This window comes from Curtobacterium sp. SP.BCo, assembly GCF_051903265.1.
Lineage (GTDB): Bacteria > Actinomycetota > Actinomycetes > Actinomycetales > Microbacteriaceae > Curtobacterium.
In genome coordinates, this window is the sequence record NZ_CP194337.1 from 1,315,180 (window position 1) to 1,341,594 (window position 26,415).

Sequence of the window (26,415 nt, forward strand, 5' to 3'; positions counted from 1 at the left end):
AATGTGTACGACTAGCGCGCGGACGCCGTCCGGCGGCAGACCTCGTCCCACGGCGTCGGCTCGATGCCGAAGTGCGCCCGGCTCTCGGAGTCGTCGACCACGTACGGCGCGGTCCACTGGTAGCTCATCTGGGCGACCTCCCGCATCATCGGGGACACGAGCCCGATCGTCCGGAGCATCCCGGCCGACATCCCGCGGACCGTCACGGGGGGCTTCCCGGCCGCCGCGAGCACCTCGGTCAGTGCCTGTCGCTGGGATCGGGGTGCGTTGCTCGGCACCATCCACGTGCGACCGTGCGCGCTCGGGTCCTCCGCGGCGGCGACGAGGGTCCGGGCGACGTCGAGCACGTCCGTGAAGGTGTGCGGCAGGTCGGTCCGGCCGACCATGGACACGGCCTTCCCCTGCAGGGCCGCGGGCAGCACGCGGGTGATGTGCCCGTTCTCGCCGATCCCGGGGCCGACGTAGTCCGAGGCGCGGACCTCGACGGCGCGGACCCGGCCGGCCTCGTGCGCGGCGAGTGCGTCGGCCCAGAGGCGAGCGCGCAGGACGCCCTTGTGGTCGGTCGCGGCGTCCGGCATGCCGGGGTGCATCGGGCCGTCGACCGGGCCGTACGGGTAGAGGTTGCCGGTGATGGCGTACACGGCGCCGGTCCGTTCGGCTGCGGTGAGCAGGGACGCGGCGAGCGGCGGCCAGGTCGCCTCCCACTGGGTGTAGTTCCCCGGGTTGGCGCAGTTGTAGAGGACTGCGGCGCCCTCGGTCGCCCGGGTGAGTGCGTCGGCGTCGGAGGCGTCGAGGGCGACGTGCCCCACTGCCTCCAGGCCGGTGTCCCGACCTGACCGGGTGGCGACGGTGACGTGTTCGCCGCGCTCGGCGAGGATCGCGGCGACGTGCCGGCCCACCGGGCCGGCGCCGATGACGAGGTGCTGCGACATGACTTCCTGCTTTCGTCGGTTTGCGAGAGCGGTGCTCTCGCAGATCAGCATGCACGCCTGTCGAGCGAATTGCAAGAGCACTGCTCTCATTTGTGTGCGGTGCTCTCTCATGGCAGGGTGGGGGCATGGCAGACCCGGCCCTCACCGCACGCGCCCTCGCCCGCCGGGCAGTGCACGCGAGCATCCTCGCGGCCGCGCGCGCCCGGCTCACCGACGAGGGCCCGTCCCAACTGAGCCTCCGCGCCGTCGCGCGGGACGTCGGCATGGTCTCGTCCGCGGTCTACCGCTACTTCCCGAGCCGCGACGACCTGCTCACCGCGCTGCTCATCGCCGACTACGACGAGCTCGGCGCGGCGGTCGAGACCGCTGACGCGGCGGCCGGGTCCGACGCCGGTGCGCGATGGGTGGCCGTCTGCCGCGCTATCCGCACGTGGTCGGTCGCGCACCCCGGTGACTTCGCGCTGCTGTTCGGATCACCCGTCCCGGGCTACGCGGCGCCCAGGGAGACCGTCGAACCCGCGTCCCGGACGACGCTCGCGATCGTCCGGGTGGTCGCCGACGCCACCGGGTCGGGAGCGTCGGCCGGGAGGCACGGATCACCCCGTCCGCCCGCGGCCGCCCCCGGGATGGTCGGCCCGGCGGTCGCGGACGGCGTCGCCGCGCTGCATGCGTTCGGCACCGAGCTGCCCGAGGAACTCCTGATCCGCACCCTGATGGCGTGGACGACGGTGTTCGGCGCGATCTCGTTCGAGCTGTTCGGCCACTACGTCGGGTCGGTGTCCGACGCCGCCGCGTACTTCGACGAGGTGGTCGCCCGGCTGGCCGACGACCTCGGCTTCGCTGCCGTGTTCGACTGACGGACGGACCCGACCTGCGGTAGACAGGTCACTACGCCCGGTTCGTACCCGACGAGCAGGGCGGACGATCGGGCAGCGACACCTGGGTCCGGTGACCGATCGGCAACCACCCTCGGGCGCGCCGCGGTCGGGGACCGATCGGTGGATCAGGGAGGCACGCTTGCGACGCAGCACGTTCGGCGACGCCGGGGACGGGGTCTGCCGGTGACCGCGCTCGACGTCAGCCGCCGGGACCGACGCCGGCTCGGCACCGGCACCGCGCGGCGTCGGATCGTCACGGTGCGCACCGTCGCGCTGCTCGCCTCGATCGCCGGCCTGAACTACGTTGTCTGGCGCTGGGCCGCCTCGGTGAACTGGCACTCGTGGTGGATCGCGGTGCCGTTGATCCTGGCCGAGACCTACAGCGTCATCGACTCGCTGCTCTTCGCGTTCGGCGCCTGGCGACTCCGTGAGCGGGGCGAACCGCCGGCTCCGCCCCGGGACCCCGTGACCGTGGACGTGTTCATCACGACCTACAACGAGCCGGTCGAGCTCGTCGTCCGCACGGCGAGCGCGGCGAAGGCCATCGCGCACCCGCACACCACGTGGATCCTCGACGACGGCGACCGTCCGGAGATGCGTGCCGCTGCCGAGTCGCTCGGCATCGGCGTGATCACCCGCGGCGCCGACTGGGTCGACCGGCCCCGGCACGCGAAGGCCGGCAACCTGAACAACGCGCTGCTGGCGACCCAGGGCGAGTTCCTGCTCATCCTCGACGCCGACCAGGTGCCGGACCCGACGATCCTCGACCGGACGCTCGGCTACTTCAAGGACCCGCAGATGGCCCTGGTGCAGACGCCGCAGTGGTTCGAGAACGTCCCCGCGGCCGACCCGCTCGGCAGCCAGGCGCCCCTGTTCTACGGTCCCATCCAGCAGTCGAAGGACGGCTGGAACGCGGCGTTCTTCTGCGGTTCGAACGCGATCCTCCGGCGTGAGGCGCTCATGCAGCTCGGGGTGAGCCGCTACGTGCGCGAGGTCGAGGCGTCGGTGCGGCGCACGATCGCGACCTCGCGGAAGCTGCTCGCCCGGGCACGGGTGACCGAGACCGACCCGCGGGTGCTCGACGCCCTCGACGAGGCCGAGGCCGTGGTCGACCGCGCCCGCGACCAGGTGCAGCGGGGCGAACCGCTCGGCGACGTGACCTACGCCTTCCAACGGGGCATCGACGCGATCGCGTTCCGGTTCGCGGCGTCGGACCTCGAGTCCGTGCGCAACGACCTGCAGGAACTCGCGGCCATGTCGACGGACCCGAACACCTTCGCGGGCCTCGACGACGCAGCGCTCGACGTCCTCGGTCACCGGGACGCGTCACCCGTCGCCGCGATCGAGTCCATCGCGGTGCTCGCCCGTGCGCTCGACGTCAACCGGGACGACGAGGCGCAGCCGGTCATGCCGCTCGCGACCATCTCCGTCACCGAGGACATGGCGACCGCGATGCGGTTGCACGGCCTCGGCTGGAAGTCCGCGTACCACGACGAGATCCTCGCGAAGGGGCTCGCACCGGAGGACCTGCCGACGATGCTCGTGCAACGGCTCCGCTGGGCGCAGGGCACCATGCAGGTGTTCTTCCGCGAGAACCCGCTCGTGCAGAAGGGCCTGTCGTGGGGCCAGCGCCTCATGTACTTCTCGACGATGTGGAGCTACCTGTCCGGGTTCGCCGCGATCGTCTACATCGCCGCCCCGGTGCTCTGCCTGTCGTTCGGGGTCGTGCCCGTCCAGGCTTACAGCGTCGACTTCTTCGCCCGGCTCATCCCGTTCCTCGTGCTCAACCAGCTGCTCTTCTGGGTCGTGGCGGCCGGACGACCGACCTGGCGCGGGCAGCAGTACTCGCTCGCGTTGTTCCCGGTGTGGATCGAGTCCGTCACGAGCGCGTTCGAGAACGTGTTCCGCGGCAAGCCCCTCGGCTTCCGGGTGACCCCGAAGGTCCGTGATGCGTCCGAGCAGAAGCCGCGCTGGGACCTCGTGAAGCCCCAGCTCATCGCGATGGGGGCCCTGGTCGCCGCGCTGGTGCTCATCGGCATCCGCTACCTGACCGGTCAGGCGTCCGGTATCGCCCCGCTCGTGAACACCGCGTGGGTGGTGTTCGACCTGTTCATCTTCAGCATCGTGATCCGGGCGGTCCTGTACCGCGGCCCGGCGGCCGGCCCCGTCCCGTCCGAGCACGAGTCGACCACGGTCGGAGGACCCCTGTGAGCGCCGGAAGCACCCGGTTCGACGTCCCCGCGACGGTGGAGTCCCTGGACGAGGTGCAGGACCGCTTCGGCGTGTGGTGGGACGGCCTCGGCATCGACGACCTCCGGCTGCGCTTCGGCCTCGAGACCGCCGTGGCCGAGATCGCCGCGAACATCGTCGAGCACACCCGACGCACCGACCGGGAAGCCGGTCGCCGGTACACCGTGGAGCTCGACGCCCGGGACGACGAACTCGTCGCCGTGCTCACCGACAACGGGCGGCCGGCCGACGTCGACCTCGCCGCGGTCACGATGGCGGACGTCGACGAGGAGAGCGGGCGCGGCCTCGCCCTGGCGATCGCCGCGCTCGACCGGCTCGAGCACCGGCACGAGGGCGGACACAACGTCTGGACCCTCGCGTGCACCCGGTGAGCCGACCCGCGGCCCGGTGCGTCGCGTTCCTGGTGGTGCTCGCGACGTTCGCGCTGGGCGGTGCGCTGCCCGCGTCGGCCGTGCAGACGACGACCGCCGCGGCGGTGGCGCCGAGCTCCGGGACGACGTGGTTCGGCCCCGACCTGGACTGGGGCGACGACGCGCCCGACGGGTACGCCGGCCGACTCGGTGCGACCCCGTCGATGTACGGCGTCGAGGTCCCGTACCCGCTCGACCGGAGCGCGCGCAAGGAGTTCCTCCGCGCGACGCGGGCGGCGGCGACGCAGGGCGCGGTCCTCGTCGTGAGCTTCGAGCCCGACCGGTCGCTCGGGTCGTTGACCAGGGCGGACGCGAGCGCGGCGAACGCGCTGCTCGAGGAGGTCCACCGGCAGTACGACACCCAGGTGCTCGTCCGGTTCGCCCCGCAGATGAACGGTACGTGGGTGCGCTGGGGCCAGCAGCCGACCCAGTTCGTCCGGGCCTTCCGCGCACTCGCCACCGCCGTGCACACCGGTACCTCGGACGCCTCGATGGTGTGGTCGCCGTCGTACGGCGCCGGGTACCCGTTCGGCGAGTCCGCCGGCCGGTTGCAGGACCTCTCGGCGACGGACGTCACGAAGCTGGACACGAACGGCGACGGCCAGCTCACCGCCGCCGACGACCCCTACGAGCCGTACTGGCCGGGGGACTCCGCCGTCGACTGGGTCGGGCTGTCGATGCTGTCCTTCGGCAAGGGCAAGGCGACCGAGGCGGCCGGACGCGACGTCCCGCTCACCCGCAACGACGTGCCGGAGGCCGGTGAGGTCTCCGGTCGCTTCGACGAGACCTGGGGGTACGAGCAGCCGCAGGCCGGGAACTTCTACGACCGCTTCGCCGTGGCGGACGACCGGCCGATGCTGCTCGACACGGGCGCGCTGTACGTCCACTCGCTCGGGGGAGCCGCCGAGCTCCCGGTCAAGCAGGGCTGGTGGCGCCAGGTGATCGCCGCCGTGCAGGACCGTCCGCTCATCCGCGGCGTGACCTTCCTCGAGACGAACCGCCGCGAACCCGAGGCCGGCGGCCGGGTCGCCGACTGGCGCGACACCGCCGTGCCGGGCATCGCGGGGTCGTTCCGCACCGACCTGGAGCGGGCGGGCGACTTCGTGTTCGGCCCGGTCACCGAGCGCGTGACGCCGCAGGCCGGGGCCGCGGCGACCGACCAGCAGTACGACACCGGCGGCGACCAAATGGCGTGGATCGTCTGGCTCGCGGTGGGCCTGGCGGTGGTGTTCCTGCTGAGCGGGGTGTTCGGGCGGCTCCTGCCGAGCTGGCGGTACCCGGACGACGGCAAGCCCGGGCGCGACCTGCGGCTCGACCTGTTCCGCGGGTTCATCATCCTGGCGGTGGTCATCACCCACATCGAGATCGGCGGACCGTACTCGTACATCACGCTGCACGCCACGGGCGCGATCACCGGCGCGGAGATGTTCGTGTTCCTGTCCGGCATGGTCCTCGGGATGACGTACCCGTTCGCCGTGAGGAAGTTCGGCGAGTGGGCGGCCGCGATCGGCGCGTGGAGACGCGCGCGCAAGCAGTACCTCGTGACGCTCGCCGTGATCCTGGTCGTCTTCGCGCTGAGCTTCGTGCCGTTCCTGAACACCGACGCGATCACCACCTTCACGGACCGGGGGACCGGCACCGGTGGCGTCGGTGCCGAGGGCCGCGTGTACGACCTCTACCCGAACGCGATGCAGCTCCTCGCCTACCCGCCGCCCTGGTACGCGATCCGGCAGTTCCTGCTGCTCGAGATGGGCCCCTGGCCGTTCAACATCATGGGTCTTTTCGTGGTGCTCAGCCTGTTCATCCCGGCGTTCCTCTGGGTGATCCGGCGCGGGTTCTGGTGGGCGCTGCTCGCCGTCAGCTGGGCGTTGTACGTGTTCCAGGCGCTCAACCCGGACTTCCGACCGCTGAACTCGCAGTTCGAGTCGGTGTTCCCGCTGCTCACCTGGCAGGTCGTCTTCACGCACGGGCTCGTGCTCGGGTACTACCGACGGCAGGTCATCGGCGCCCTGACCGGACGGCTCGGCAAGGTCCTCGTCGGGGTCGGCGTCGGTGGCTACGCGCTGTTCCTGGTCTACGTCTGGGCGGGCAACCAGTACGGGTTCACGCCCGTGCCCTTCCCGGCGTCGATGTACGACCAGCTGTACAACACGGCGTACCAGCGTGTGGACCTGCAGTGGGGCCGCCTCGTCGACATCGCGTTCTTCTCGATCGCGTCCTACGCGATCCTCACGGTGTTCTGGAAGCCGATCTCGTCGGCGATCGGCTGGCTGTGGATCCCGATCGGGCAGGCGAGTCTCTACGTGTTCGTCTGGCAGGTGTTCTTCGCCTTGGCGGTCGCGTCGATCCCGGGTGTCGACTGGGGCAACGGCTGGATCGGCTTCGCCACCCACACGGTGCTGATCCTGTTGGCGTGGTGGATGGTCCGGAAGCGGTTCCTCTTCTCGGTCATCCCGCGCTGACGCGCGACGAGGCGGACGGGAGGCGCGGTGCGGGCCGGCACCGCGCCTCCCGTCCGGCCGTCGGTCGCGTCATGCCGGCGGGCCGGCCGATCGGCCGCCGACCGCATGGGAGGATCCGGTCATGCTGAGTGACGATGCCATCCTGGAGGTCCTGCGCCGAGAAACAGCATGGCGTCTTCTCGACCCTCGGAAGAGCAGTCGGCTGGACTACCGACTCACGGACGTCCGCGTACGAGACGGACACGTCTTCGACGTGCGCATCACACAGCGCGACGGCGAGTCCGCTCGTTTGCGCATCAGGATGCCCGCTTCCGGGTCGCCTCAGTACTGGGTCTACGCCCGACCAGCGGATGCTGCCGACTGGGTCGGTCAACTCCTCACTTGGATCGACGAAGAGGTGTTCGCCGACGGCTTGGGACCGGGACGCCTCCGTGACGATCACGGCGGCGAGAGCTACGTCATCGTCGCGAACCACGGATGGCATCATATCGACACCGAAGAACACGCACGCCTCACCGCTGCCGCCGGGCCCCGGGGATGGCACGGCAGCGGCTCCGTCTGACTGCGCGCCCTGTGCCGTGCCGGTGGGCGATCCTCGAGTGGGCACCTGACGTGTCAGTGTCTGAGGAGTCCGATGACGAGCGTCACTGCTGCGATGGGGCCTCCGAGGAAGCAGTGAACGCGCCAGGATCGAACCATGGAATCGTCGCATCGTGTGGTGCATGCGCCTCTCGGGATCACCCTGTCCGTCGCGACGGCATCGGGGCGAGCTGAGTCGACTTGGATCCTGTTGCACGGTTCGGACGGCCACGAGACCGACTTGATGCCGCTCGCGGACCGCATCGCTCCCGGAAGTGCGCAGATCGCCCTCCGCGGTGCGGTGGAGACAACCGGGGGTCGTGCCTTCTTCGGCCGTCGCGCCGATCGGACCATCGACGGGGAGGAGGTGTCTGCCCGGATCGGTCCGCTGGTGGATGCGATCGAGCACGGCCAGCGTCTGGTCGGCGGAACCGGGGGCAGATTCCTCCTCGGCTTCTCCAACGGCGCGATCATGGCCGCAGCGCTGCTCGAGCGCGCTCCGGAGCTGTTCACTGCCGCGATCCTGATCCGGCCGCAAGCCCCGTTCCGTGCACCGCCACCGCCTGTCCGAGTCACGATTCCCGTGCTGATCCTCGATGCCCGCCATGACGCGCGACGCGCTCGCCACGACGGCCTCCACGTCGCGAGTCGATTGCGCGACATCGGCGCGACCGTCGAACACAGGACGCTTCCGGTGCACCACGGCATCACGCACGAGGACGAGCGTGCAATCCGGGAGTGGGTCGACGAGACTCCGCAGCCGCCGCACATCACCGAGCTCCGATGATCTCGCCGCAGGTCCCCGGTCCGACGGATGCTGTTTCGAGACGCAATGACAACACGCACGGGTCGGGTCTTCACGTCGTCCAGCAAACGATCGGCTACCGGGCGCCTTCCCCTCAGGCGCCGAGCGCTGATCGATGCTGGTGCCGGTCGGGCGCTGGTCTCGTCCAATGAACGTCGGGAGGGTCGGCAATCGGGGTCTCGCCCGGGGTTGCGGTCACCAGGCGAGCTCCGTGTCGTCCTCGAAGACGGCGCCGGTGGGACCATCAGCAGGCAGGGTCGCGAGTCGCACCGCCACGGCCGCACCTTCATCGGGGGTGCGCGTGCCGCGGAAATCGTTGAAGTCCGTGGCGACGTGGCCAGGGGCAGCGCCGTTGATCTTCAACGTGGTCTCCGCGAACTCGCGGGCGTAGTGCACGGTGATGGCGTTGAGCGCGGTCTTCGAGCTCGAGTACACCATCGAGGGCTGCCCCACCCAGGCCCCTGCTTCCCCGATTGAACCGCGCTTGCTCGTCACGTTCACGATCCTGGGGGCGTCGGCCTGCGTCAGCAGCGGAAGGAACGCGGAGATCATCCGCACGACGCCGAAGACGTTGACCTCGTACACGTTCTTGAAGTCGTCAACGTTCTCTTCGGTCGGCTTGGGCAGGTGCTCCAGCGGCCGGAACGTGAGTGTGTTCACGCCGGCGTTGTTCACCAGGGCGTCGAGCCGACCGAACTCGTGGGCGACGTCCACGACGAGCGCGTCGATCTGATCCTGGTTCGTCACGTCGAGGACGACCGGGCGCACGTCACCGTCGATGGTGGCGGCAGCAGCACGGCCGAGCTCGTCGCTGCGCGCGCCGAGGAGGACGGTGAACCCTTCTCGCGCGAGACCGCGAACGATCGCGATGCCGATGCCCCTGTTCCCGCCGGTGACCAGGGCGACTTTCTGCGCTGCGCATGCTGTTGTCATGTCAACAGCATGCGCTTCCTCTGTTGATGCGTCAACAGGCCCACGGGTAAGTTCGGTTCATGAGCGCGCGACTGACCGAGCAGGAACAACGTCTCTGGCATGCGTGGAAGATCGCAGCGGACACCGTCCGGCAGCGCGTGGCCGAAGAGATCAAGGCCGGTTCGGGGCTGTCCGACCAGGACTTCAGCATCGTGACCCGTCTCGTTGAGCTCGGGGACGGAGAGCTTCGTCAGAACGAGCTCAGCGTCTCGTTGCGATGGGACCGGACCCGTCTGTCCCACCAACTCACTCGGATGGAGAACCGCGGCCTCGTCACCCGCAGCGCGGTCGAAGGCGGCATGCTCGTGCGGATCACGGACGAGGGAGCACGTCTCGTGCGTGTGGCGCGACCGCTCCACGCGGACGCGGTCCGGAAGCACCTCCTCCAGCGCACAGTGGGCATCGACCATGCAGCGCTGGTGCGAGTCCTCGAGCAACTCGCACTCGACAGCCCACCGACTTCATCTCGATAGCTGATCGTCCACTGGGACGAGGGCCGGCCATGCCGATCGCGGTCAGGGTTCAGATCTGATGACGCTCAGTCGCCCGTTGTCCATGAGCAGCGCCTGGTCATCGTTCAACGGGGTCAGGGCGTGAGAGTCGCGGTACGTGTCGAGGGTCTTCTGGATGAGTTCTGGCGGGTACGGCGGCAGGAGGCCGTCCGCGTGCGGGATCACGGTCTGGTCGATCAGCGCGAGTCCGGCGTAGTCGGTGAGAGCGGGCCCGTCAGCGGGATCGTCCATCAAGCAAGCCGGGGTGACGTCGGGGCCGGCGACGATCGAGCCGGCGCTCGCGCCGATGTACGGCAGACCAGCCCGAACGCGCTCGACCAGTGCGGCGGCGTTCCCACTCGCACGCAGTGCATCCAGGAGGGCGAAGGTGCTTCCGCTGGCCACGTAAACGGCGTCCACGTCAGCGAGCATCCGATCGAACCGGCGGGTCTCAGTCCCTCGTGCGGTGACGGGGACGATGTGGCCGGCAAGCGCCTCGAGGGCCGCACGTTCCGCCTCGACGAACGCAGCGCCCGCGAACGATTGCTGCGCGTCGTCGATGTAGGCGATTCGGAACCCGTCGAGCGGCGCCTTCGCGCAGCTCGCTCCTACCAGGAAGGGCAGGATCGCTCCGGTGTTACGGGAGAGCAGGAGGATCTTCACGGGACGTCACCGTAGAGAAACCCACTGACACCGTTGCCCGATACCGAAGGGGGCGCCCGTCTGCGAAGCGGGCCAGGTGCCGTTGGCCCTGTCTCGAAAGCCGATCGGCTCACGAGATGCATGGCGACCAACGCGCCCGTAGCCTTGGGACGTGCGAGACGCCCTGTTCCCGGTGATGAGTGTGGCCATTCTCGCGCTCATCGCCGCAGGGATCGTGTGGCGCGCGCGGAACAAGCGATGGGTCCGGGACGCGCAGCTCGCACGCAACGCTCAACCTCGTCTGAGCCTGATCCTGCCCGTCTCTCTGGTGTTGTTCGCAGCAGTGACCGTCATCCTCGGAGTCGGATCGCTCGAAGCCGGCTCCGCGTACGGATGGGGGTACTTCCCCCTCGCTCTCGGCGCGCTCCTCATCATTGGTTTCACCGTGTGGATCTCTCGGCGTCCATTCCCGGTGGACTGACACAGTGCGCGTCTGACGCCGCCGCCGTCCGGCAGCCGATCGGCTGTCGAACATGTTTCGAGGTCAGGCGTCCGATGCTCTCACCGGCTGCGTTGTCGTTCCAACGTGCTTCTTCGCTGCCGGTTCTGGCTGCGTGGAGGAGGGTCCGTCCCTTCCCTGTCCGGCCGTGTGCATCGAGCCTTCGATGCTCACACGGCGACGGGTTTGGTCGGACGACATCACCGTCTCAGGAGCGCATCGTCCGTCCGGCACCTGCGGGTCGGCAGGTACGTTCCATCTGACGAAAGGAGGCGATGCCATGAAGGCTGCTTGGTACGACGAGCAGGGCGTCGCGGGCGAGGTGCTGCGAGTCGGGAAACGACCCGACCCGGTGCCAGACGAGGGCGAGGTGCGTGTGCGCGTGCTGTTCTCTGGCGTGAATCCCGGCGACACGAAGAAGCGTGAGGGCTGGCTCGGATCAGCAATGTCCTACCCGGAGGTCATCCCGCACAGCGACGGTGCCGGCGTGGTGGACCGGGTCGGCGCCGGCGTCGACGTGGAGCTGGTCGGGCGCCGCGTCGCCGTGCACGGCGCGCAGTCCTACCGTCCGTTCGGCACCGCCGCCGAGTACACCGTCGTCCCGAAGGACCTTGTCACGGTGGTGCCTGACTCGGTCTCCGACCAGGTCGCGGCGCTGCTCGGGATCCCCGGCATCACCGCGCACCGTGCCGTGTTCGGCGACGGTCCGGTCACCGGGAAGGTGGTCCTCGTCCACGGCGTCCGCGGGGGCGTCAGCGGGATCGCTGCACAACTCGCGAAGCGGGGCGGCGCGACCGTCATCGGCACGGTGCGCCGCTCGTCCGACCTGGGCGCGGAGGGTCTTCCCGACCTGGACCACGTCGTCGCACTCGATGCCGACCCTGCGGCCGCAGTCCGACGCATCGCACCCGACGGCGTCGACCGGATCGTCGAGGTGGCACTCGACGCGAATGCGGATCTCGACGCGGCCGTGATCGCGAACGACGGGGTGATCGCGACGTACTTCGCGCGCGGCGCCCGGGTCTCCTTGCCGTTCCCGCCGCTGCTCTTCGCCAACGTGACAGTGCGGTTCCTGGGCAGCGACGACTTCCCGCCCGCTGCGAAGCGCGCAGCGATGGACGACCTGGTCGCAGCCGTGGGCGAAGGTGGGCTGCGCCTCTCGGTCGGGAAGGTGCTGCCCCTCGAGCAGATCGCGCAGGCGCACGACGACGTCGACGCGGGACAGGTCGGTCGCGTACTGGTCCGCATCGCTCCCTGACCGATCGGAACCGGACCGATTGACAGGGGGCGCGAACTCCTGCGAGTTCGCGCCCCCTGTTTCCGCTTGGTGGTTCAGCCCCAGGCTGCGGGGGTAGGGACGTCGGAGGGTGCCTTGAGCTGGCCCATGAGGCCGGCGAAGTCCTGGAGGTGCCAGGTGGCGACGATCTTCCCGTCGCGGACCTGGATGACGTCCATGGTGGGCATCTCGATGCGATTGCGACCGCGCTCGAGGCCGTGCAGGCCGAGCCGCTGCCGAGGATGCAGGCCTACCTGGAATTCGCCGACGAGCAGCCGCACGTCGACGAGGCGATGTTCTCGATGCCATCCGGCCTGAGCCTCGGCACCGGTACCGGTACAGATCCGCTGTAGCGAGCGTTCGCCGCGATCCAGGCGGCCTTCCTCGGGGCGGAGGACACCGAGGCCGAGGTTGCATGCGTCACTGTCCATGGACTCGCGACCCTCGAAATCACTGGGCGACTACCCATCGCTCGATCACGAGCGCGACTCGAGCACGCCGACCGAGCCGTCACCGAGGACTAGTTCATTCATTGGCCGAATCTGCCCGTCGAGCGATCGACCAACGAGACCGGCGGTTCCGACGACGCGGGCGGTTCGGCGAGAGTGCCCGCACGACGAGCGAAGAGGCACTGGCTGACTGGCTGTGTTTTTGTTCAGCTCTTGTACTAATTCTAGTGACGGCTGGTGCACTGGCAAGTCGCATGTTTGGTGGACTGTGCAACTTCGACGTCGGTGAAAGTCTGGGTGAGTGTCCCGGGGGACGGGACGGATGGGGAGCAACATGAAAACACAGTTCAGATCTCGTCGCACCGTGATGGCGGGTGCTGCGTTGCTGATGGCGGTGCCGCTGGTCGTCGGAGCGGCGTCGACTGCGCAGGCGGCTACGTCGGATGGGCAGGCGCAGTTCGAGCAGTGGTACGCCAAGTACAACGTGCCATCGTCCACCGCCGACGCGTTGTGGTCGAAGTTCCAGAAGGGCTCGTTGCTGGACTCGATGAAGTCGGGTGTCGACCCGGTATCGGAGCGGACGCAGCGGGTCGGCACCCAGCAGGAGACGGTCCGCACCTATGCGGACGGCTCGGTGGATGTGTCTTCCGTGGAAGTACCGAAGGTGACGCCCGCTGGGGGTGCGACGATCATGGCGGTCGGGGCGTGCAGTGGGACGACGTCGTCGCATTACGACACCGTCTACCACAACTGTGCGGCTGAGGAGTCGAACGGGATCCTGACGATGGGCTTCCACGTCACCTACGACATCGTCCAGGGCGTCGGCGACAAGATCGTCGACCACAGCACGTCGTACCAGGCCGCGTCCGGCGGCACGGCGACGACGCCGTCGGTGACGATCCCGCGGTCGCAGGAGAACTCGTCGGGGCCGGCGTACGCGAAGTTGACCACACAGTACAACTCGAAGTCGACCTCGTTCACGGCCGTCATGTACTTCAAGGTCGGCGGCGACAAGGCCTACACCACGAAGAGCGGCTGGTCATGATCGGCATGGGGAAGAAGGAGCGCACGATGAATTCGAAGCGGATCGGTTGGAGTGTTGGGCTCGCGGCGTTGGCGGTAGCAGCGGTGTTGGTACCGGCGACGGCCTCACCGGCGAACGCAGCAGACACGCAGGACTACTCGTACCTGCGGACGTTCCTTGCTGAACACGGTGCGTCGCAGTCGACGCAGGACGCTCTGGTCGCGAAGGTCGCGTCGGGCAAGCTGCTCGACTCGGACAAGCCGGGCTTCGTGCCCGTCTCGACACACGACGAGTCCGTCGGCACGAACGCAGTCACCGTTTCGACGTTCAAGGACGGCTCCGTGTCCGTGTCGACGGTTGAGCGTGGCGCGCACGCCGCCGCCGGAACGGTCAGCCCGCAAGCGATCACGGGGTGCAAGGAGTCCAACGGTGGTGGCTACGTCGTCGAGACCGGCTGCAAGGTCGAGTACTCCACCGGCACCTACGACCTGTGGTTCAAGGCGTCGTACGAGCGCTACACCGGTGGTGCCCAGATCGACTCCGTCACCCAGCCGCTGTACGTGACGGCGCACTACGGCTCGGTCTCGAACAAGAGCCTCGCGATCAAGCGGAAGGCTGTCGACGGATCTCTCGAGGCGTATGCGACCGGTCATGCGTACTTCGACACGGGGGTGCAGTCCGAGGATCTGTACATCTCGCTCCGCGTCAACAAGTCCAAGGCGTACGTCACGAACTACTGAGCAGCGCACATGACGAGGGCGACACCATACGGTGTCGCCCTCGTTCGTCGTTCGGGGGTGGGGTCAGGCCTGCTCGCGGCGCGCCGCGCGGTCGGCGCGCCGCTGCTCACGGCGGGCGCGTGCCTGCGCGTCTTGCTGCTCCTGGAGGGGAGACTTCCGCATCGACCCAGCGATCGCGAACACGATCAGCAGTGCCACGATCACGAGCACGACGGGAATCAGGAACGAGAACATACGACTCCAAACCGAGTTGGTACCGACCAGTCTACGGGTATGCATTGCACCCGCGCAGGATCGACTTTGGGCGTTCGTCGCCATCATCGGGCAGGTCACTCGTCCGCTGTCGGACCGGGCGTTGTCCCGCGATGATGAGGGCACGGCGAAGACGGCGAAGCGTTCGGGTCCGGATCGGCTACCGGTCGGCAAGCGTGGCTTGCGCCCAGGCGTCGCGTATCGCGCCGATCTGCTCCTCTACGGTCATGTCCGTCACGTCGATGACGAGGTCTACCGCGGGAGGAGTGGCGGTGACCCGGTGCAGCAGGTCGAACTCTTGGTCCGTGATGTACACCGGGCGGGTAGTCGCTCGTGCGCGGGCTTCGTCGAGGCTGATTAGTAGGTGCACGATGAAGCATTCCGGCAGCTGCGCGCGGTACACGGGCAGAACCTCCGAGGTCACTACGTCGGATGCTGTGACGGCGAAACCGTCGGCGAGGAAGCTCCGCGCGAGGTCTGTCACGTTGCGGGCAGCCAGCTCGTGTTGCGCCTGACCTTCCGGACCAGACCACAGCGTTGCGGCTCCACTGACGACGAGCTGACGGATGTCGTCGCCGTCGATGTACGCGGCTCGCTCGTGGGCGACCGCGAGGGCCCGAGCGCAAGTCGTCTTCCCGACTGCCGGGCCGCCCGAGAGGATCAGTGGTCGCATCGTCGGGATCCTTCCATCACTGTCCGAGCTACCGAGACTAGCGATGCGCTTCGCTGCGCGATCGGCAGTCAGGACGCGCTGCACCGCGCTTCTTCCGTGACCTGGCCCCGCTGGGTACTGTGTGCGCATGGACTGCTTCGCGAGCTGGCGTACGCGCTCCTGAAGGGACGGCTCCGGCCGCCGCGCACCTCCACCCCGGACCACGGGCGTGGAGCCTTCAGACCGCTCACGAGAGAAGCACACCCATGCACATCCGCGACTGCACACCGCTCGATCTGCCGACGCTCATCGAGTTGACGATAGAGACCTTCCGACCGCTCCTCGCCGGTTCGCTCACACAGCTCCGACCTGAAGTGACCGAGCACGACCATGGGCGCTGGGAAGACGACTACCGCCGTGAGGTCCCGTCGCTGCTCGCTCCCGACGAAGGTCGATTCATCACGCTCGCCGAGGAGCACGGTAGACCCCTGGGATACGTCGGTTGGAACACCACAGGCGAGTCCTCCGGCCGGCTTGAGATGGTTGCTGTCCACCCGGACGCTCGCCGTCGTGGAATCGCCCGAGCGCTCTGCTCGGCTGCGCTGACCAGGCTCGAACAACTCGGCGTCACGGTGGTGCACATCGGGACCGGTGGCGACGAGTTCCATGCGCCGGCACGGGCCTTGTACGAATCCCTTGGCTTCGTCCCGTATCCAACCGTCGACTACGCCCGGGCGCTTTGATTGCAGTCGGGCGGGCCGTGTTCGACGGCCCGCCCGACTCGTCCAGGACGTCCCGATGGCTGGTCTTCCAGTGGGCCCAGGGGTACTCGCGGGGGCTTCGGACTCCTACGGCCCTGCTCTGGAGCCAACCCTGTCGCACATCGATGGTCCGCGGTGAGCGCGTTCTGGACCGCCTACGTCCTCACACGACCCATCGGTGCGTCGTTCGCCGACTGGGTCGCCGTCCCGCACGCACGAGGCGGCCTCGACGTGGGGACCGGGCTCGTCAGCGCGGTCCTCCTGATCGCGATCGCCTGCACCGTCGCGTGGTCGATCTCCGTCCGCGCGCTCGCCGTCCCTGCGGACGAACTCGGCGGGAGTCGCTGAGCTCCGGGCGGAGGGTTCGCATCACGAAGCGGGAGTCAGCGGCACGTGGGGTGGACGCGCGTGCACGGCGGACGGGAGGCACGGTGCATGCCCGCACCGTGCCTCCCGTCTGCCCGTCGGTCGCGTTGTCCGCGACTTCGCGGAGCCCAGCGGCGCGCGCGTCGCGCGCAGCGGGCGGTGTCAGGCCCCCGCGGGCGCGTGCGCCCCCAGCGCGCTCCGCACCGACTCCCAGGAGGCGAGGCGCTCCCGGACCTCGGTGTCCCGCTCCGCCTCGAGCGCGGTGGCGTGCGCCTGTTCGAGCACCTCGTCGATGACGATGCGTCGACCGGACCGTGCCGAGGCGATCGCGGCGTCCACCATCGTCAGGCTCATGACGTTGCCGTGCACCTCGCCGTCCGGGGTGTCGCCGGAGCGGACCGCCCGCACGAACGAGGCGAGCGACCCGGCGATCTCGCTCCCCACGCTCGGGGCTGCCGCGGGCCTCCCCGGCGTGCCGTCGAGGTCGCTCCACGGGTCGTGGTCGCCGTCCCACAGTGCGGTGCCGGCGGCACCGGACGCCCGCCAGTCGCCGTTCCACGATGTCTCGGCCCCGGGCGCGCACCACGAACCGTCGTACACATAGCGGACGTCGTCCTCAAACGCGAAGACCGCCGTCGCCGCCGCGTCGCCGCGGTACCAGGACCACGACGGGTTCCAGGACTCGCAGTACACCGACACCGGGTCCCGTTCGAGCACGTACCGGGCGGAGTCGAACGCGTGGATCGCCATGTCGAGCAGCAGGACGTCGTCCATCTCCTCGCGGAAGCCACCGAAGTGCGGGGCCTTAGCGAACCGTGTGCTCAGGCCGCCGACGGCGCCGAGGCCGCGGACGTGCTGGCGGAAGGCGACCAGGTGGTCGTTGTACCGGCGCGACTGGGACACCATGAACAGCTGACCGGTGGCCTCGGCGGCCGCGGCGAGCGAGAGGGCCTCGGCGACCGTCTGCGCCGCGGGCTTCTCGCCGAGCACGGGGAGCCCCGCGCGCAGCGCCTCCATCGTGACCGGGTGGTGGGCGACCGGCACGGTGATGTCGAGGACGGCCTCGGCGCCCGTGTCGGCGAGCAGCGCGGTCAGGTCGGTGCCGACGGGGATCGACGGATCGCCCGCGACGCCGGCTCCGGCCCGGGCGGCGTCGAGGTCGAGGTCGACGATCCCGACGAGCTCGACGTCCGGGTCGGCGGCGGCGGTGGCGAGCCACGCCCGCCCCATCCCGCCGGCGCCGACCTGGACGACGCGGAGGGGGGTCACGCCTGTGCCCCGGCTTCGACGTGCTCGTCCACGGGCTGGTCCGCCGGCTCGTCCACGGGGGCGTCGTCGAACGGGCCGCGGTAGTGCTGGCCGTCGAAGTACTCGCCGAGGTCGTAGCGGCGGAGGGTCGGGATCTCCCGCTCGCGCTCCGGCCGGGCCCACTCGGCGGCGTTCGCGATCACCCGGCGGACGTCCTTGTGGTGGTACACGGGGAAGTCCTGGTCACCGGGGGAGAAGTAGAAGATCCTGCCGAGCCCGCGGCGGTACGTCATGCCGCTCCGGAACACCTCGCCGCCGGTGAAGCCCGAGATGAACACGAGCTCGTCGGGGGTCGGGACGTCGAAGTACTCGCCGTACATCTCCTGCTCGGGGATGACGATAGGGTTCGGGACGCCGCGCGTGATGGGGTGCTGCGGGTTGACGGTCCAGACGAGTTCCTGGTCGTGCTCGCTGCGCCACCGGAGCGTGCAGGTCGTGCCCATGAGCTTGCCGAAGATCTTCGACCAGTGGCCGGAGTGCAGCACCACGAGGCCCATGCCGGAGAGCACGTGCTTGTGCACCCGGTCGACCACGGCGTCGTCGACGTCCTGGTGCGCGGCGTGCCCCCACCAGGTGAGGACGTCCGTCTCGGCGAGGACCTCGTCGGTCAGCCCGTGCTCGGGTTCCTGCATCGTGGCGGTGCGGACGACGGCCTCCGGCAGGTTCTCGCGGATCCCGTCGGCGATGGCGCCGTGCATGCCGTCCGGGTACCGCTCGGCGACGTGCTGCTCGACCTGCTCGTGGACGTTCTCGCCCCAGACGGTGATGCGGAGCGGGGTGGTGGTCATGGTGTGCCTTTCTGGCTGATTCGTGGGGTCGCGGTGCTCGTGGTCGGTGGGCGTCGTCACTTGACGGCACCACCGAGCGCGCCGGCGGAGATGTAGCGCTGGGCGACGATGAGGAGCACGGCGGCGGGGAGGGACGCGAGGACGGAGGTCGCCATCACCGGACCCCAGTCGGTGACGTTCGACCCGATGTAGTTGTAGATGCCGAGCGTGATCGGGCGCACCGCGGTGGTCGACGTCAGGGTGAGGGCGATGAGGAAGTCGCCCCAGGCGCCGAGGAAGGTGAACAGCGCCGCGGTGACGATGGCGTTCCGGCTGATCGGGAGGACGATCGACACGAACGCCCGGAAGTCGTTCGCCCCGTCGACGAGTGCCGCTTCGACCAGGCTCGGCGGGATCGACTCCATGAACGCCCGCATGAGCAGCACGGCGAACGGGACCTGGACGGCGCTGTCGGCGAGGATCAGCCCGACGTAGCTGTTCAGCAGCCCGACGTTGTTGAACAGCGTGTAGAGGGCGTTGGCGATGACGATGGCCGGGATCATCTGCGTGATGAGCAGCACGAGCAGGAAGACCCGTGTCCCGCGCATCCGGAAGCGGGCGAGCCCGTACGCGGCCGGCGTCGCGATCGCGAGCGTCAGCACCACCGTGCCGAGGCCGATGATCATGCTCGACAGGAAGTTCTGGCCCTGCTGCGCGAACGCCGCCTCGTAGCCGCGGAACGTGGGGGAGAACGGGAACCACGTCGCGGTGGCGGCGCCGGACGTCGACTGCAGGCTGGTGTTCACCATCCAGTAGACGGGGAACACCATGACGGCGAGGAACAGGCAACCCAGGATCGTGAGCGGGATGCCCTTGACGTTCCGGGTCGGGCGAGGAGCCCGGGCCTTCCGTTCGGTGGTGATCGAACGGGTGGCGGTGACGGTCTGGTTCGCGAGTCCGACGCTCATTCGTCGACCGCCTTCCTGGAGATCGCGATGTAGACCATCGCGAAGACGAACGAGACGACGATGAGCACGTTGCTCACGGCGGCTCCGATGCCGAACTGGAAGTTGATGAACGACTGGTGGTAGGCGTTCGTGGCGAGCGTCTGGGTGGAGTTCGCCGGGCCGCCTCCGGTCAGGCCGAGGATGATGTCCACGACCTTCAGCGTGTAGACCACCCCGAGGACGATCACGACGCTCACCACCGACCGGATGCTCGGCCAGGTGATGTACCAGAACGCCTTGAACCCGGTGGCGCCGTCGAGCGCTCCCGCCTCGTAGAGCTCCGGCGGCACGGACTGCAGGCCGCTGTACAGGATCGTCGTGTTGAACGGGATGCCGAGCCAGACGTTCACGCCGATGACCGCGATGAGGGCGAGGCTCGGGCTGACGAGCCACGGCACCGGGGCGATGCCGACCAGGCCGAGCAGCTGGTTCAGGGCGCCGCTGTCCTGGTCGAGCAGCCACTTCCACACTGCGCTGGACGCGATGAGCGGGAGCAGCCACGGCAGCAGCAGGAGTCCGCGCAGGAAGCCCGACAGCGGGAAGTGCCGCCGGAAGAACAGGGCGAGCCCGAGCCCGATCACGAACTGCAGGACGATCGACCCCGCGGTGAACAGGGCGGTGTTCACGACGCTGGTCGTGAACACCGAGCTCTCGAACACGGCGATGTAGTTCCCGAGCCCGACCCACGGGGCCTCGCCCGTGAAGAAGGTCTTGGTCGTGTAGTCCTGGAAGGACATCACGATGTTCTTGACGACGGGGTAGCCGAAGAACACGGCCACGAACAGCGCGGCCGGGATGACGAAGAGCCATCGGGTGATCCCGGTGCGCATGCGTGCGCGGCGCTGGCCGGGGCGGGGTGGTGGGACGGACGCCTGGGTCCGTGGTCGGGTCTGTGTCGTGGCGCTCATGCCGGGACCGCTCCTTCCGTAGGGGGAGAGGGAGCCGGCCGGGTGGCCGGCTCCCTCGTGCACTACTGGTTCTGGGACTGCGCCTGCTCGAGCGCTGCCTCGGGGTCGGCCTTGCCCGTCAGGGCGAGCTGGACGGCGGTGTAGATCTTCGTCGCGGCCTTGGGCCAGTCCGGTCCGAGCTCACCGGTGCGGGCGCGGGCGGTCTTCACCGTCGTGACGAACGAGGCCACCTGCGGGTGGTCGGACGCCCACGCGGCGCCGGCCTCGAGGTTGGTCGGCACGTTGCCGCTCACCTCGGCGAGGGCCTTCTGCGTCTTCTGCGAGTGCAGGCAACCGACGAACTTGGCGGCGAGCTGCATCTTGTCCTTGTCGCCGGTCTGCGGGACGGTGAACGCCTCGCCGCCGAGCGGTGCGACGGTCTCCGAGCCGGTGCGGGTCGGGATCGGCACGCTGTCGAACTCCAGGCCCTTCTTCGCGTTCAGGGCCGGCAGCTGCCACGGACCGTTGATCATCATCGCGGCCTTGCCGGCGAGGAACTGGTTGTTCACGTCGGCCTGGGCCCAGTTGATCGAGCTCTTCGACAGCGAGCCGTCGCTCTGCAGGTCCTCGACGAGCTGCAGGGCCTGCGCTGCCTGCGGCGTCGCGATGTCCTTCTCGTCACCACCGTTCGACCAGAAGAACGGCAGGAACTGCCAGGTCCCCTCGTAGGTGTTGATGTTGCTCATCGCGAAGCCGTAGGTGGACCCGCTCGTGAGCTTCTTCGCGGCGGCCTTCAGCTCGTCCCACGTCTTCGGCGGCTGCACGCCCGCGTCGGCGAGCAGCTTCTTGTTGTAGTAGAGCGCGATGGAGTTCGTGTTCGACTGCAGACCGTAGAGCTTGCCCTTGTAGGTGCTCGCGGCCTTCACACCGGGGACGTCGCCCTCGGCGCTGAGGCCGTAGTCGCTGAGGTCGGAGAGGGCGCCCGAGGACGCGATCTGCTGCACGTCGGGGTTGTCGAGCATGAGCACGTCGGGCAGGGTCCGCGACGATGCCTGCTGCAGCACCTTCGAGATCAGGCCCGCGCCGGCGACGTGGTTGATCGTGACGGTCGCGTCGACCTGCTTCGCGCACTGCTTGTAGACGGGGTTGTACGAGGCGTCGTAGTAGTCCTCGATCGTCAGGGCCTTGCCCCCGCCGGAGGAGGCCGATCCGGAACCGGAGCACCCGGTGAGGACGAGCGGGATCGTGGCGAGGACGGCGACCGCGCCGACGAGGGCCCGGGTCCGGCGCGACGGGGAGGGGAATCTTTGCTTCATTGCAGAGCTCTTCTCTTGACGGATGCAGGGGTGAGCGTGCACCGACGAGTCCGCTGACGTCATCGTCGCTGTGCTCCTGGGGCGAGAAGCTAACAGAAAAGCGCTTCACCTGTAAAGCGCTTTTTTCGCAACCCGGACGCTAGGCTGAGCGGCATGGCCACGATGCAGCAGGTCGCCGATCGGGCGGGGGTGTCGATCGCCACGGTGTCCTTCGTCGTGAACGGCACGAAGTACGTCACCCCGGCGACGACCGCGCGGGTGCAGGCGGCCATGCGCGAGCTGAAGTTCCGCGGCAACGTCGTCGCGCGTGCCCTTGCGAGCCGGCGCACCCGGATCATCGCGCTGCTCTTCCCGACCACGGGGAACCGCTTCAGCCCAACCACCTCGGAGTTCTTCATGAGCGCCGCCGAGCGGGCCTCCGAACGCGGACACCACCTCGTGCTCTGGCCGGTCGACCCGGCGGGCGACGACCTCGACGACCTCGTCTCCGGTGGACTCGTCGACGGCGTGATCCTCATGGAGGTGCGGATGGACGACCCCCGCGTCGCCGTCCTCACCGCACTCGACGTCCCGTTCACCCTCATCGGCCGCACCCGGGACAGCAGCGGGCTGCCGTTCGTCGACATCGACTTCGAGACCACCATCGAGTCGAGCATCGACCACCTGCAGTCGCTCGGGCACCGTCGGTTCGCGCTCGTGCTGGAGGACCTCGAGGGCACCCCGATGGCCGGCTACGCGCCGCACCTGCGCGCCGAGGCCACCTTCCGGCAGGTGACGGCGGACCGGGGGCTCGGGGGACTCGTCGTCACGGCGGGGCCCGGCAGCGAAGGCGGCCGGACCGCGGCGAGCGAACTGCTGGCGGCCGACCCCGGGGTGACGGCGGTGCTCGTCATGAAGGACGACTCGTCCGCCGGACTCCTCGTCGGCCTGTACGCGGCCGGACGGCGGGTCCCCGAGGACGTCTCGGTGCTGAGCATCGCGTCGTCCGAGGCGAATGCCGACCAGCACTACCCGCGCCTGTCGACGATGGTGGCGCCGGGCCGCGCCCTCGGGACCCGCGCCGCCGACGCGCTCATCGACCAGCTCGTCGGGTCGTCCGACGACCTGCCGCACTTCCTCCTGCCCTGCACGCTCCGGCCCGCCGAGTCGACGGGGCCCGCCCCGACCGTCTGACGGCGGCCGCCGCGGCTGCCGCCGCCGCGGCTGCCGCCGCCGCGGCTGCCGCCGCCGCGGCTGCCGCCGCCGCGGCTGCCGCCGCCGCGGCTGCCGCCGCCGCGGCTGCCGCTGCCGCCGCCGCGCCGCCGCCGCGGCCGGGAGGCTCCGTGCCCGCGAGACTCGGCCGTGGCGACCGATCTCGCGGCCGCGCCCCCGAGGACCGTCGCCCACCCCGAGACCCGGGCCGCGCTCGCGACGCGGCCGGCCGCCCACCGGACGGGAGGCACGGGGCGGGCCCGCACCGCGCCTCCCGTCCGGCCGCATCCACCGGGCACCCAGGGAGCGTTGGTTGTGTAGATGTACAGGTTCGCAGCACCACACGTCGAGGAGGACGGATGGCCATCGACCGGAGACTGTTCCTGCTCGGGGGAGCGGGGGTGCTGCTGCTCGCCGGTTGCTCCACCCGGCCCGAGCGCACGCGGGTGGCGGACTGGCCCACCGATCCACCCGAGGGTGACGTCACGATCAGCTGGTGGGCCGGCCAGGTCGCGTCGAAGGACGGCGGCGACCTGCGGCGGCGACTCATCGCCGAGTTCCGGAAGGAGCACCCGAACATCCGGGTGCGCATCGTCAGCGCCCCGAGCGACACCGACACGAACCGGACGAGCCTCACCACGCAGATCGCCGCCGGCAGCAGCACCCCGGACGTGTACCTCGGCGACGTGGCCTGGCCCGGGCAGTTCGCGAAGAACAAGCTGGCGACCCCGGTGAACCGGCTCGTCGGTGCGGACTTCTTCGAGCAGTTCCCGGAGGGACTCCGGCAGGCGGCCAGCGTGGACGGCACCTACTACATGTTCCCGCTCTACATCGACGAGTCGTTCTTCCTGTACCGCAAGGACCTGCTCGACAAGCACGGCTTCCAGGTGCCCGCCTCGTGGGAAGAGGTCCGCGAGACCGCCGCCAAGCTGGTCGACACCGGCGACGTCTCGTACGGGTTCGCGTTCCAGGGCGACGTCTACGAGGGGCTCACCTGCAACGTCACCGAGTTCGTCGCGGACGCCGGCGGGTCCCTGCTCAACGACGACCTGACGAAGCCCGAGACGACGAGCTCCGAGACGAAGCGTGCGTTCGAGTTCATGCGCTCGCTCATCACCGACGGTGCGAGCCCGCGGGCGACGCTGACGTACCAGGAGCAGGACACCAACGACGCGTTCTCCGGCGGCCGGGCGGCGTTCCTCCGCAACTGGTCGTACGCGTGGGGCATCGCGAACGGCCCGGACAGCCGGGTCGCCGGCAAGGTCGGACTCGCCGCGCGCCCGACGTTCGACGGACAGGACGAGCACCACTCGACGATCGGCGGCTGGGGCAACTACATCAACCCGCACACGCAGCAGCCCGCGGCGGCACTGACCTTCGCGCGGTGGATGTCGAGCGAGACGGCGCAGCAGTTCCTCACGCGCGAGGGCGGTGTCCTGCCGGCCCGGTCGGCGTCGCTCGTCAGCGCGGACGCCAAGCGCCAGCAGCGCCCGACGTACGACACGGCGGCCGGCATCACGCTCGTGCCCCGCCCGACCTCGACGGCGTACTACCCGAAGGTCTCGCAGGGCGTCTACCAGAACGGCAACAGCATCCTCGGCGGACAGGCCTCCGTGGACGGCGGCACGAGCACGATGGCCTCCGCCATCGCGCTCGCCCTGCAGGGTGAGGCGCTGTGAGCGCCGGCACCGCGACGCGGCAGCAGACCCGGCCCGGAGGCACGGGTCGTGTCGATCCGCCGCCTCGCCTGACCGGGCGGTCGCGGCTCGACCGCATCCGCGCGCGGGGTGCGTGGGGCTTCGCGGCCCCGGCGCTGCTGGTCGTGGCGGCGGTCACGATCTTCCCGGTCGTGTACTCGGTCGTCCTGAGCTTCGCGGACGTCGAGGTCGGCTACGAGGGGTTCGCCATCCAGTCGTTCGGACTCGGCAACTACGCGGCGCTGCTGCAGAGCGCGGACTGGTACCGGGCGCTCGGCTTCACGGTGCTGTACACGGTGGTGACGGTGTCGGTGGAGCTCGTGCTCGGCATGCTCGTCGCCCTGGTGCTCGAACGACTCGGAGCCACCCGCGGCTGGATGCTCGCGCTCATGCTCGTCCCGTGGTCGCTCGTGACGATCGTCAACGCGCAGCTCTGGAAGTACGTCTACGACTCCACCTACGGCGTCGCGACGTGGTTCTTCGGCCTGTTCGGTGACGCCCCGGTGATCCTCGGGGAACCGGTCCCCGCGATCACCGGGCTGATGGTCGCGGACATCTGGAAGACGACGCCGTTCGTCGCGATCATCCTGCTCGCCGGGCTGGTGCAGATCTCGGAGGACCACTACGAGGCCGCCGAGCTCGACGGCGCCAGCACCTGGCAGACGTTCTGGCGCGTGGTGCTGCCGCAGCTCACGCCGACGCTGACGATCGCCGTCCTGTTCCGCATCCTGCAGGCGTTCGGCGTGTTCGACCTGCCGTTCGTCCTGACGAACGGCGGACCGGGCACCGCCACGCAGTCGCTCGCGATCATGGGCTACAAGGTGCTCTTCCAGGACATCAACATCGGTCCGGGCGCGGCGATCGCGACCTCCACCGCGGTGATCGTCGCGGCGGGGTGTCTGCTGTTCCTCCGGGCGTTCCGGAACCAGGCGAAGGGAGGGGACGACTGATGCCCCGTCAGCGTGTGCGCAAGGGTTGGCGGAAGTGGGTCAACACCGTCAACGTCAGTGGTGTGGTCATCGCGGTGCTCACCGCGCTGCCGCTGTACTGGCTCGTCTCGACGTCGCTGAAGCCGGCGTCCGAGATCGGGCAGTCGCCGCCGACGGCGTTCCCGCGGGCGGTCACCTTCGACAACTTCGTGGTGGCCTTCCGCGACAACGCCCTCGGGCAGTACATGGTGAACAGCGTCATCGTGTCCGTGTCGACGACCGTGATCGTGCTCGCCCTGGCGTTCCTCGCCGGCTACGCGTTGGCCGGCCGCTTCATCCGGGGTCGCACGGCCATCATGACGTCGTTGCTCATGCTGTCGGTGTTCCCGGCGATCGCGGTCCTCACCCCGCTGTACCTGCTCGAACGCAACCTCGGGCTGCTCAACTCGTACCCGGGGCTCATCGTGCCGTACGTGGCGTTCAACCTGCCGTTCGCGATCTGGATCATGCGGAACTACCTGCAGGGGATCCCGTCGACGATCGAGGAGGCGTCCGAGATCGACGGCGCCGGCGCGTGGCGGACGGTCCTGTCGGTGATCCTGCCGATGGCGAAGCCCGGACTCTTCACGGTCGGGGTGTTCACCTTCACGGCTTCGTGGAGCGAGTTCCTGATGGCGCTGACGTTCAACAGCGAGAACTCCTTCCGGACCATCCCGGTGGGGATCGCGCTCTTCGGCACGCAGTTCACGGTGCCCTTCGCGCAGATCTTCGCGGCGAGCGTGGCTGCGACGGTGCCGATCGTCATCCTGGTGCTGGTGTTCCGCCGCTCCATCGTCTCGGGCCTGACGTCGGGCGCGGTGAAGGGGTAGGGGC

General features: G+C 69.3%; 28 protein-coding genes. 17 read left to right on the forward strand and 11 right to left on the reverse strand.

The window, feature by feature from the left end; all coding sequences use genetic code 11:
• Window positions 1-11: 11 nt before the first annotated feature.
• A complete protein-coding gene (locus ACRQ4B_RS06375) occupies window positions 12-932 on the reverse strand; it encodes an NAD-dependent epimerase/dehydratase family protein (protein ID WP_439693851.1) in 921 nt (306 codons plus the stop codon).
• A 125-nt stretch (window positions 933-1,057) separates the two neighbouring features.
• Here ACRQ4B_RS06375 and ACRQ4B_RS06380 point away from each other — a divergent pair, with 125 nt between their 5' ends.
• The 6 genes from ACRQ4B_RS06380 to ACRQ4B_RS06405 all read left to right on the forward strand — a co-directional run bounded on the left by ACRQ4B_RS06380 (window position 1,058) and on the right by ACRQ4B_RS06405 (window position 8,298).
• Window positions 1,058-1,789, forward strand: coding sequence for a TetR/AcrR family transcriptional regulator (locus ACRQ4B_RS06380; protein WP_439693852.1), 732 nt, complete (start codon window positions 1,058-1,060; stop codon window positions 1,787-1,789).
• A 279-nt stretch (window positions 1,790-2,068) separates the two neighbouring features.
• Complete coding sequence (locus ACRQ4B_RS06385) at window positions 2,069-4,021, forward strand: glycosyltransferase (RefSeq protein ID WP_439694360.1); 1,953 nt, start codon at window positions 2,069-2,071, stop codon at window positions 4,019-4,021.
• Window positions 4,018-4,431, forward strand: coding sequence for an ATP-binding protein (locus tag ACRQ4B_RS06390; RefSeq protein WP_439693853.1), 414 nt, complete (start codon window positions 4,018-4,020; stop codon window positions 4,429-4,431). Before ACRQ4B_RS06385 ends, ACRQ4B_RS06390 begins: the two co-directional genes overlap by 4 nt.
• Window positions 4,428-6,932, forward strand: a complete 2,505-nt coding sequence (opgC, locus tag ACRQ4B_RS06395) for an OpgC domain-containing protein (protein WP_439693854.1) — start codon at window positions 4,428-4,430, stop codon at window positions 6,930-6,932. The genes ACRQ4B_RS06390 and opgC overlap by 4 nt, the downstream gene beginning before the upstream one ends.
• Before the next feature lie 121 nt (window positions 6,933-7,053).
• Window positions 7,054-7,494, forward strand: coding sequence for a hypothetical protein (locus ACRQ4B_RS06400; protein WP_439693855.1), 441 nt, complete (start codon window positions 7,054-7,056; stop codon window positions 7,492-7,494).
• A 135-nt stretch (window positions 7,495-7,629) separates the two neighbouring features.
• A complete protein-coding gene (locus tag ACRQ4B_RS06405; protein WP_439693856.1) occupies window positions 7,630-8,298 on the forward strand; it encodes an alpha/beta hydrolase in 669 nt (222 codons plus the stop codon).
• Window positions 8,299-8,511: 213 nt separating this feature from the next.
• Here the strand turns inward: ACRQ4B_RS06405 and ACRQ4B_RS06410 are convergent, their stop codons facing one another.
• Window positions 8,512-9,249 carry an SDR family NAD(P)-dependent oxidoreductase gene (locus ACRQ4B_RS06410; protein WP_439693857.1) on the reverse strand — a complete coding sequence of 246 codons (738 nt, stop codon included), beginning with the start codon at window positions 9,247-9,249 and terminating at the stop codon, window positions 8,512-8,514.
• 59 nt (window positions 9,250-9,308) lie between these two features.
• Between ACRQ4B_RS06410 and ACRQ4B_RS06415 the strand changes: the two genes are divergently transcribed.
• Window positions 9,309-9,761 carry a MarR family winged helix-turn-helix transcriptional regulator gene (locus ACRQ4B_RS06415; RefSeq protein WP_439693858.1) on the forward strand — a complete coding sequence of 151 codons (453 nt, stop codon included), beginning with the start codon at window positions 9,309-9,311 and terminating at the stop codon, window positions 9,759-9,761.
• A gap of 42 nt (window positions 9,762-9,803) precedes the next feature.
• On the opposite strand, the gene ACRQ4B_RS06420 is transcribed toward ACRQ4B_RS06415, so the two are convergent.
• Window positions 9,804-10,442: a Type 1 glutamine amidotransferase-like domain-containing protein gene (locus ACRQ4B_RS06420; protein WP_439693859.1), complete on the reverse strand. Its 639-nt coding sequence runs from the start codon at window positions 10,440-10,442 to the stop codon at window positions 9,804-9,806.
• Window positions 10,443-10,593: 151 nt separating this feature from the next.
• Between ACRQ4B_RS06420 and ACRQ4B_RS06425 the strand changes: the two genes are divergently transcribed.
• Window positions 10,594-10,902 (forward strand): hypothetical protein, encoded by a 309-nt coding sequence (locus ACRQ4B_RS06425; RefSeq protein ID WP_439693860.1) that lies wholly within the window; start codon window positions 10,594-10,596, stop codon window positions 10,900-10,902.
• A 166-nt stretch (window positions 10,903-11,068) separates the two neighbouring features.
• Window positions 11,069-12,178 (forward strand): NADPH:quinone reductase, encoded by a 1,110-nt coding sequence (locus ACRQ4B_RS06430; RefSeq protein WP_439693861.1) that lies wholly within the window; start codon window positions 11,069-11,071, stop codon window positions 12,176-12,178.
• Between the two features lie 74 nt (window positions 12,179-12,252).
• Here ACRQ4B_RS06430 and ACRQ4B_RS06435 read toward each other — a convergent pair whose 3' ends face one another.
• Window positions 12,253-12,627, reverse strand: coding sequence for a hypothetical protein (locus ACRQ4B_RS06435; protein ID WP_439693862.1), 375 nt, complete (start codon window positions 12,625-12,627; stop codon window positions 12,253-12,255).
• 352 nt (window positions 12,628-12,979) lie between these two features.
• Here ACRQ4B_RS06435 and ACRQ4B_RS06440 point away from each other — a divergent pair, with 352 nt between their 5' ends.
• Window positions 12,980-13,690, forward strand: coding sequence for a hypothetical protein (locus ACRQ4B_RS06440; protein WP_439693863.1), 711 nt, complete (start codon window positions 12,980-12,982; stop codon window positions 13,688-13,690).
• Window positions 13,691-13,716: 26 nt separating this feature from the next.
• On the forward strand, window positions 13,717-14,409 hold the full coding sequence (locus tag ACRQ4B_RS06445) for a hypothetical protein (protein WP_439693864.1): 693 nt from the start codon (window positions 13,717-13,719) through the stop codon (window positions 14,407-14,409).
• A 63-nt stretch (window positions 14,410-14,472) separates the two neighbouring features.
• Here the strand turns inward: ACRQ4B_RS06445 and ACRQ4B_RS06450 are convergent, their stop codons facing one another.
• A complete protein-coding gene (locus ACRQ4B_RS06450; RefSeq protein ID WP_439693865.1) occupies window positions 14,473-14,643 on the reverse strand; it encodes a hypothetical protein in 171 nt (56 codons plus the stop codon).
• Between the two features lie 178 nt (window positions 14,644-14,821).
• Window positions 14,822-15,334 (reverse strand): hypothetical protein, encoded by a 513-nt coding sequence (locus ACRQ4B_RS06455; protein WP_439693866.1) that lies wholly within the window; start codon window positions 15,332-15,334, stop codon window positions 14,822-14,824.
• Window positions 15,335-15,579: 245 nt separating this feature from the next.
• Here ACRQ4B_RS06455 and ACRQ4B_RS06460 point away from each other — a divergent pair, with 245 nt between their 5' ends.
• Window positions 15,580-16,056 (forward strand): GNAT family N-acetyltransferase, encoded by a 477-nt coding sequence (locus tag ACRQ4B_RS06460; RefSeq protein ID WP_439693867.1) that lies wholly within the window; start codon window positions 15,580-15,582, stop codon window positions 16,054-16,056.
• Window positions 16,057-16,209: 153 nt separating this feature from the next.
• Window positions 16,210-16,422, forward strand: a complete 213-nt coding sequence (locus ACRQ4B_RS06465; protein ID WP_439693868.1) for a hypothetical protein — start codon at window positions 16,210-16,212, stop codon at window positions 16,420-16,422.
• Between the two features lie 180 nt (window positions 16,423-16,602).
• Here the strand turns inward: ACRQ4B_RS06465 and ACRQ4B_RS06470 are convergent, their stop codons facing one another.
• The 5 genes from ACRQ4B_RS06470 to ACRQ4B_RS06490 all read right to left on the reverse strand — a co-directional run bounded on the left by ACRQ4B_RS06470 (window position 16,603) and on the right by ACRQ4B_RS06490 (window position 21,725).
• Entirely contained in the window at window positions 16,603-17,670 is a 1,068-nt protein-coding gene (locus tag ACRQ4B_RS06470) for a Gfo/Idh/MocA family protein (RefSeq protein ID WP_439694361.1), read from the reverse strand.
• A 35-nt stretch (window positions 17,671-17,705) separates the two neighbouring features.
• Window positions 17,706-18,536, reverse strand: coding sequence for a ThuA domain-containing protein (locus ACRQ4B_RS06475; protein WP_439693869.1), 831 nt, complete (start codon window positions 18,534-18,536; stop codon window positions 17,706-17,708).
• A gap of 56 nt (window positions 18,537-18,592) precedes the next feature.
• Window positions 18,593-19,483 (reverse strand): carbohydrate ABC transporter permease, encoded by an 891-nt coding sequence (locus ACRQ4B_RS06480; protein WP_439693870.1) that lies wholly within the window; start codon window positions 19,481-19,483, stop codon window positions 18,593-18,595.
• Complete coding sequence (locus ACRQ4B_RS06485) at window positions 19,480-20,352, reverse strand: carbohydrate ABC transporter permease (RefSeq protein ID WP_439694362.1); 873 nt, start codon at window positions 20,350-20,352, stop codon at window positions 19,480-19,482. Before ACRQ4B_RS06485 ends, ACRQ4B_RS06480 begins: the two co-directional genes overlap by 4 nt.
• 140 nt (window positions 20,353-20,492) lie before the next feature.
• Window positions 20,493-21,725 (reverse strand): sugar ABC transporter substrate-binding protein, encoded by a 1,233-nt coding sequence (locus tag ACRQ4B_RS06490; RefSeq protein ID WP_439693871.1) that lies wholly within the window; start codon window positions 21,723-21,725, stop codon window positions 20,493-20,495.
• Between the two features lie 153 nt (window positions 21,726-21,878).
• Here ACRQ4B_RS06490 and ACRQ4B_RS06495 point away from each other — a divergent pair, with 153 nt between their 5' ends.
• The 4 genes from ACRQ4B_RS06495 to ACRQ4B_RS06510 all read left to right on the forward strand — a co-directional run bounded on the left by ACRQ4B_RS06495 (window position 21,879) and on the right by ACRQ4B_RS06510 (window position 26,411).
• On the forward strand, window positions 21,879-22,898 hold the full coding sequence (locus ACRQ4B_RS06495; protein WP_439693872.1) for a LacI family DNA-binding transcriptional regulator: 1,020 nt from the start codon (window positions 21,879-21,881) through the stop codon (window positions 22,896-22,898).
• Window positions 22,899-23,275: 377 nt separating this feature from the next.
• Window positions 23,276-24,595: an ABC transporter substrate-binding protein gene (locus tag ACRQ4B_RS06500; protein ID WP_439693873.1), complete on the forward strand. Its 1,320-nt coding sequence runs from the start codon at window positions 23,276-23,278 to the stop codon at window positions 24,593-24,595.
• On the forward strand, window positions 24,592-25,563 hold the full coding sequence (locus ACRQ4B_RS06505; RefSeq protein WP_439693874.1) for a carbohydrate ABC transporter permease: 972 nt from the start codon (window positions 24,592-24,594) through the stop codon (window positions 25,561-25,563). The genes ACRQ4B_RS06500 and ACRQ4B_RS06505 overlap by 4 nt, the downstream gene beginning before the upstream one ends.
• The gene (locus tag ACRQ4B_RS06510) at window positions 25,563-26,411 is read left to right on the forward strand and encodes a carbohydrate ABC transporter permease (protein WP_439693875.1); all 849 of its coding nucleotides are present in this window, start codon (window positions 25,563-25,565) and stop codon (window positions 26,409-26,411) included. Before ACRQ4B_RS06505 ends, ACRQ4B_RS06510 begins: the two co-directional genes overlap by 1 nt.
• The last annotated feature ends 4 nt before the right edge of the window (window positions 26,412-26,415 follow it).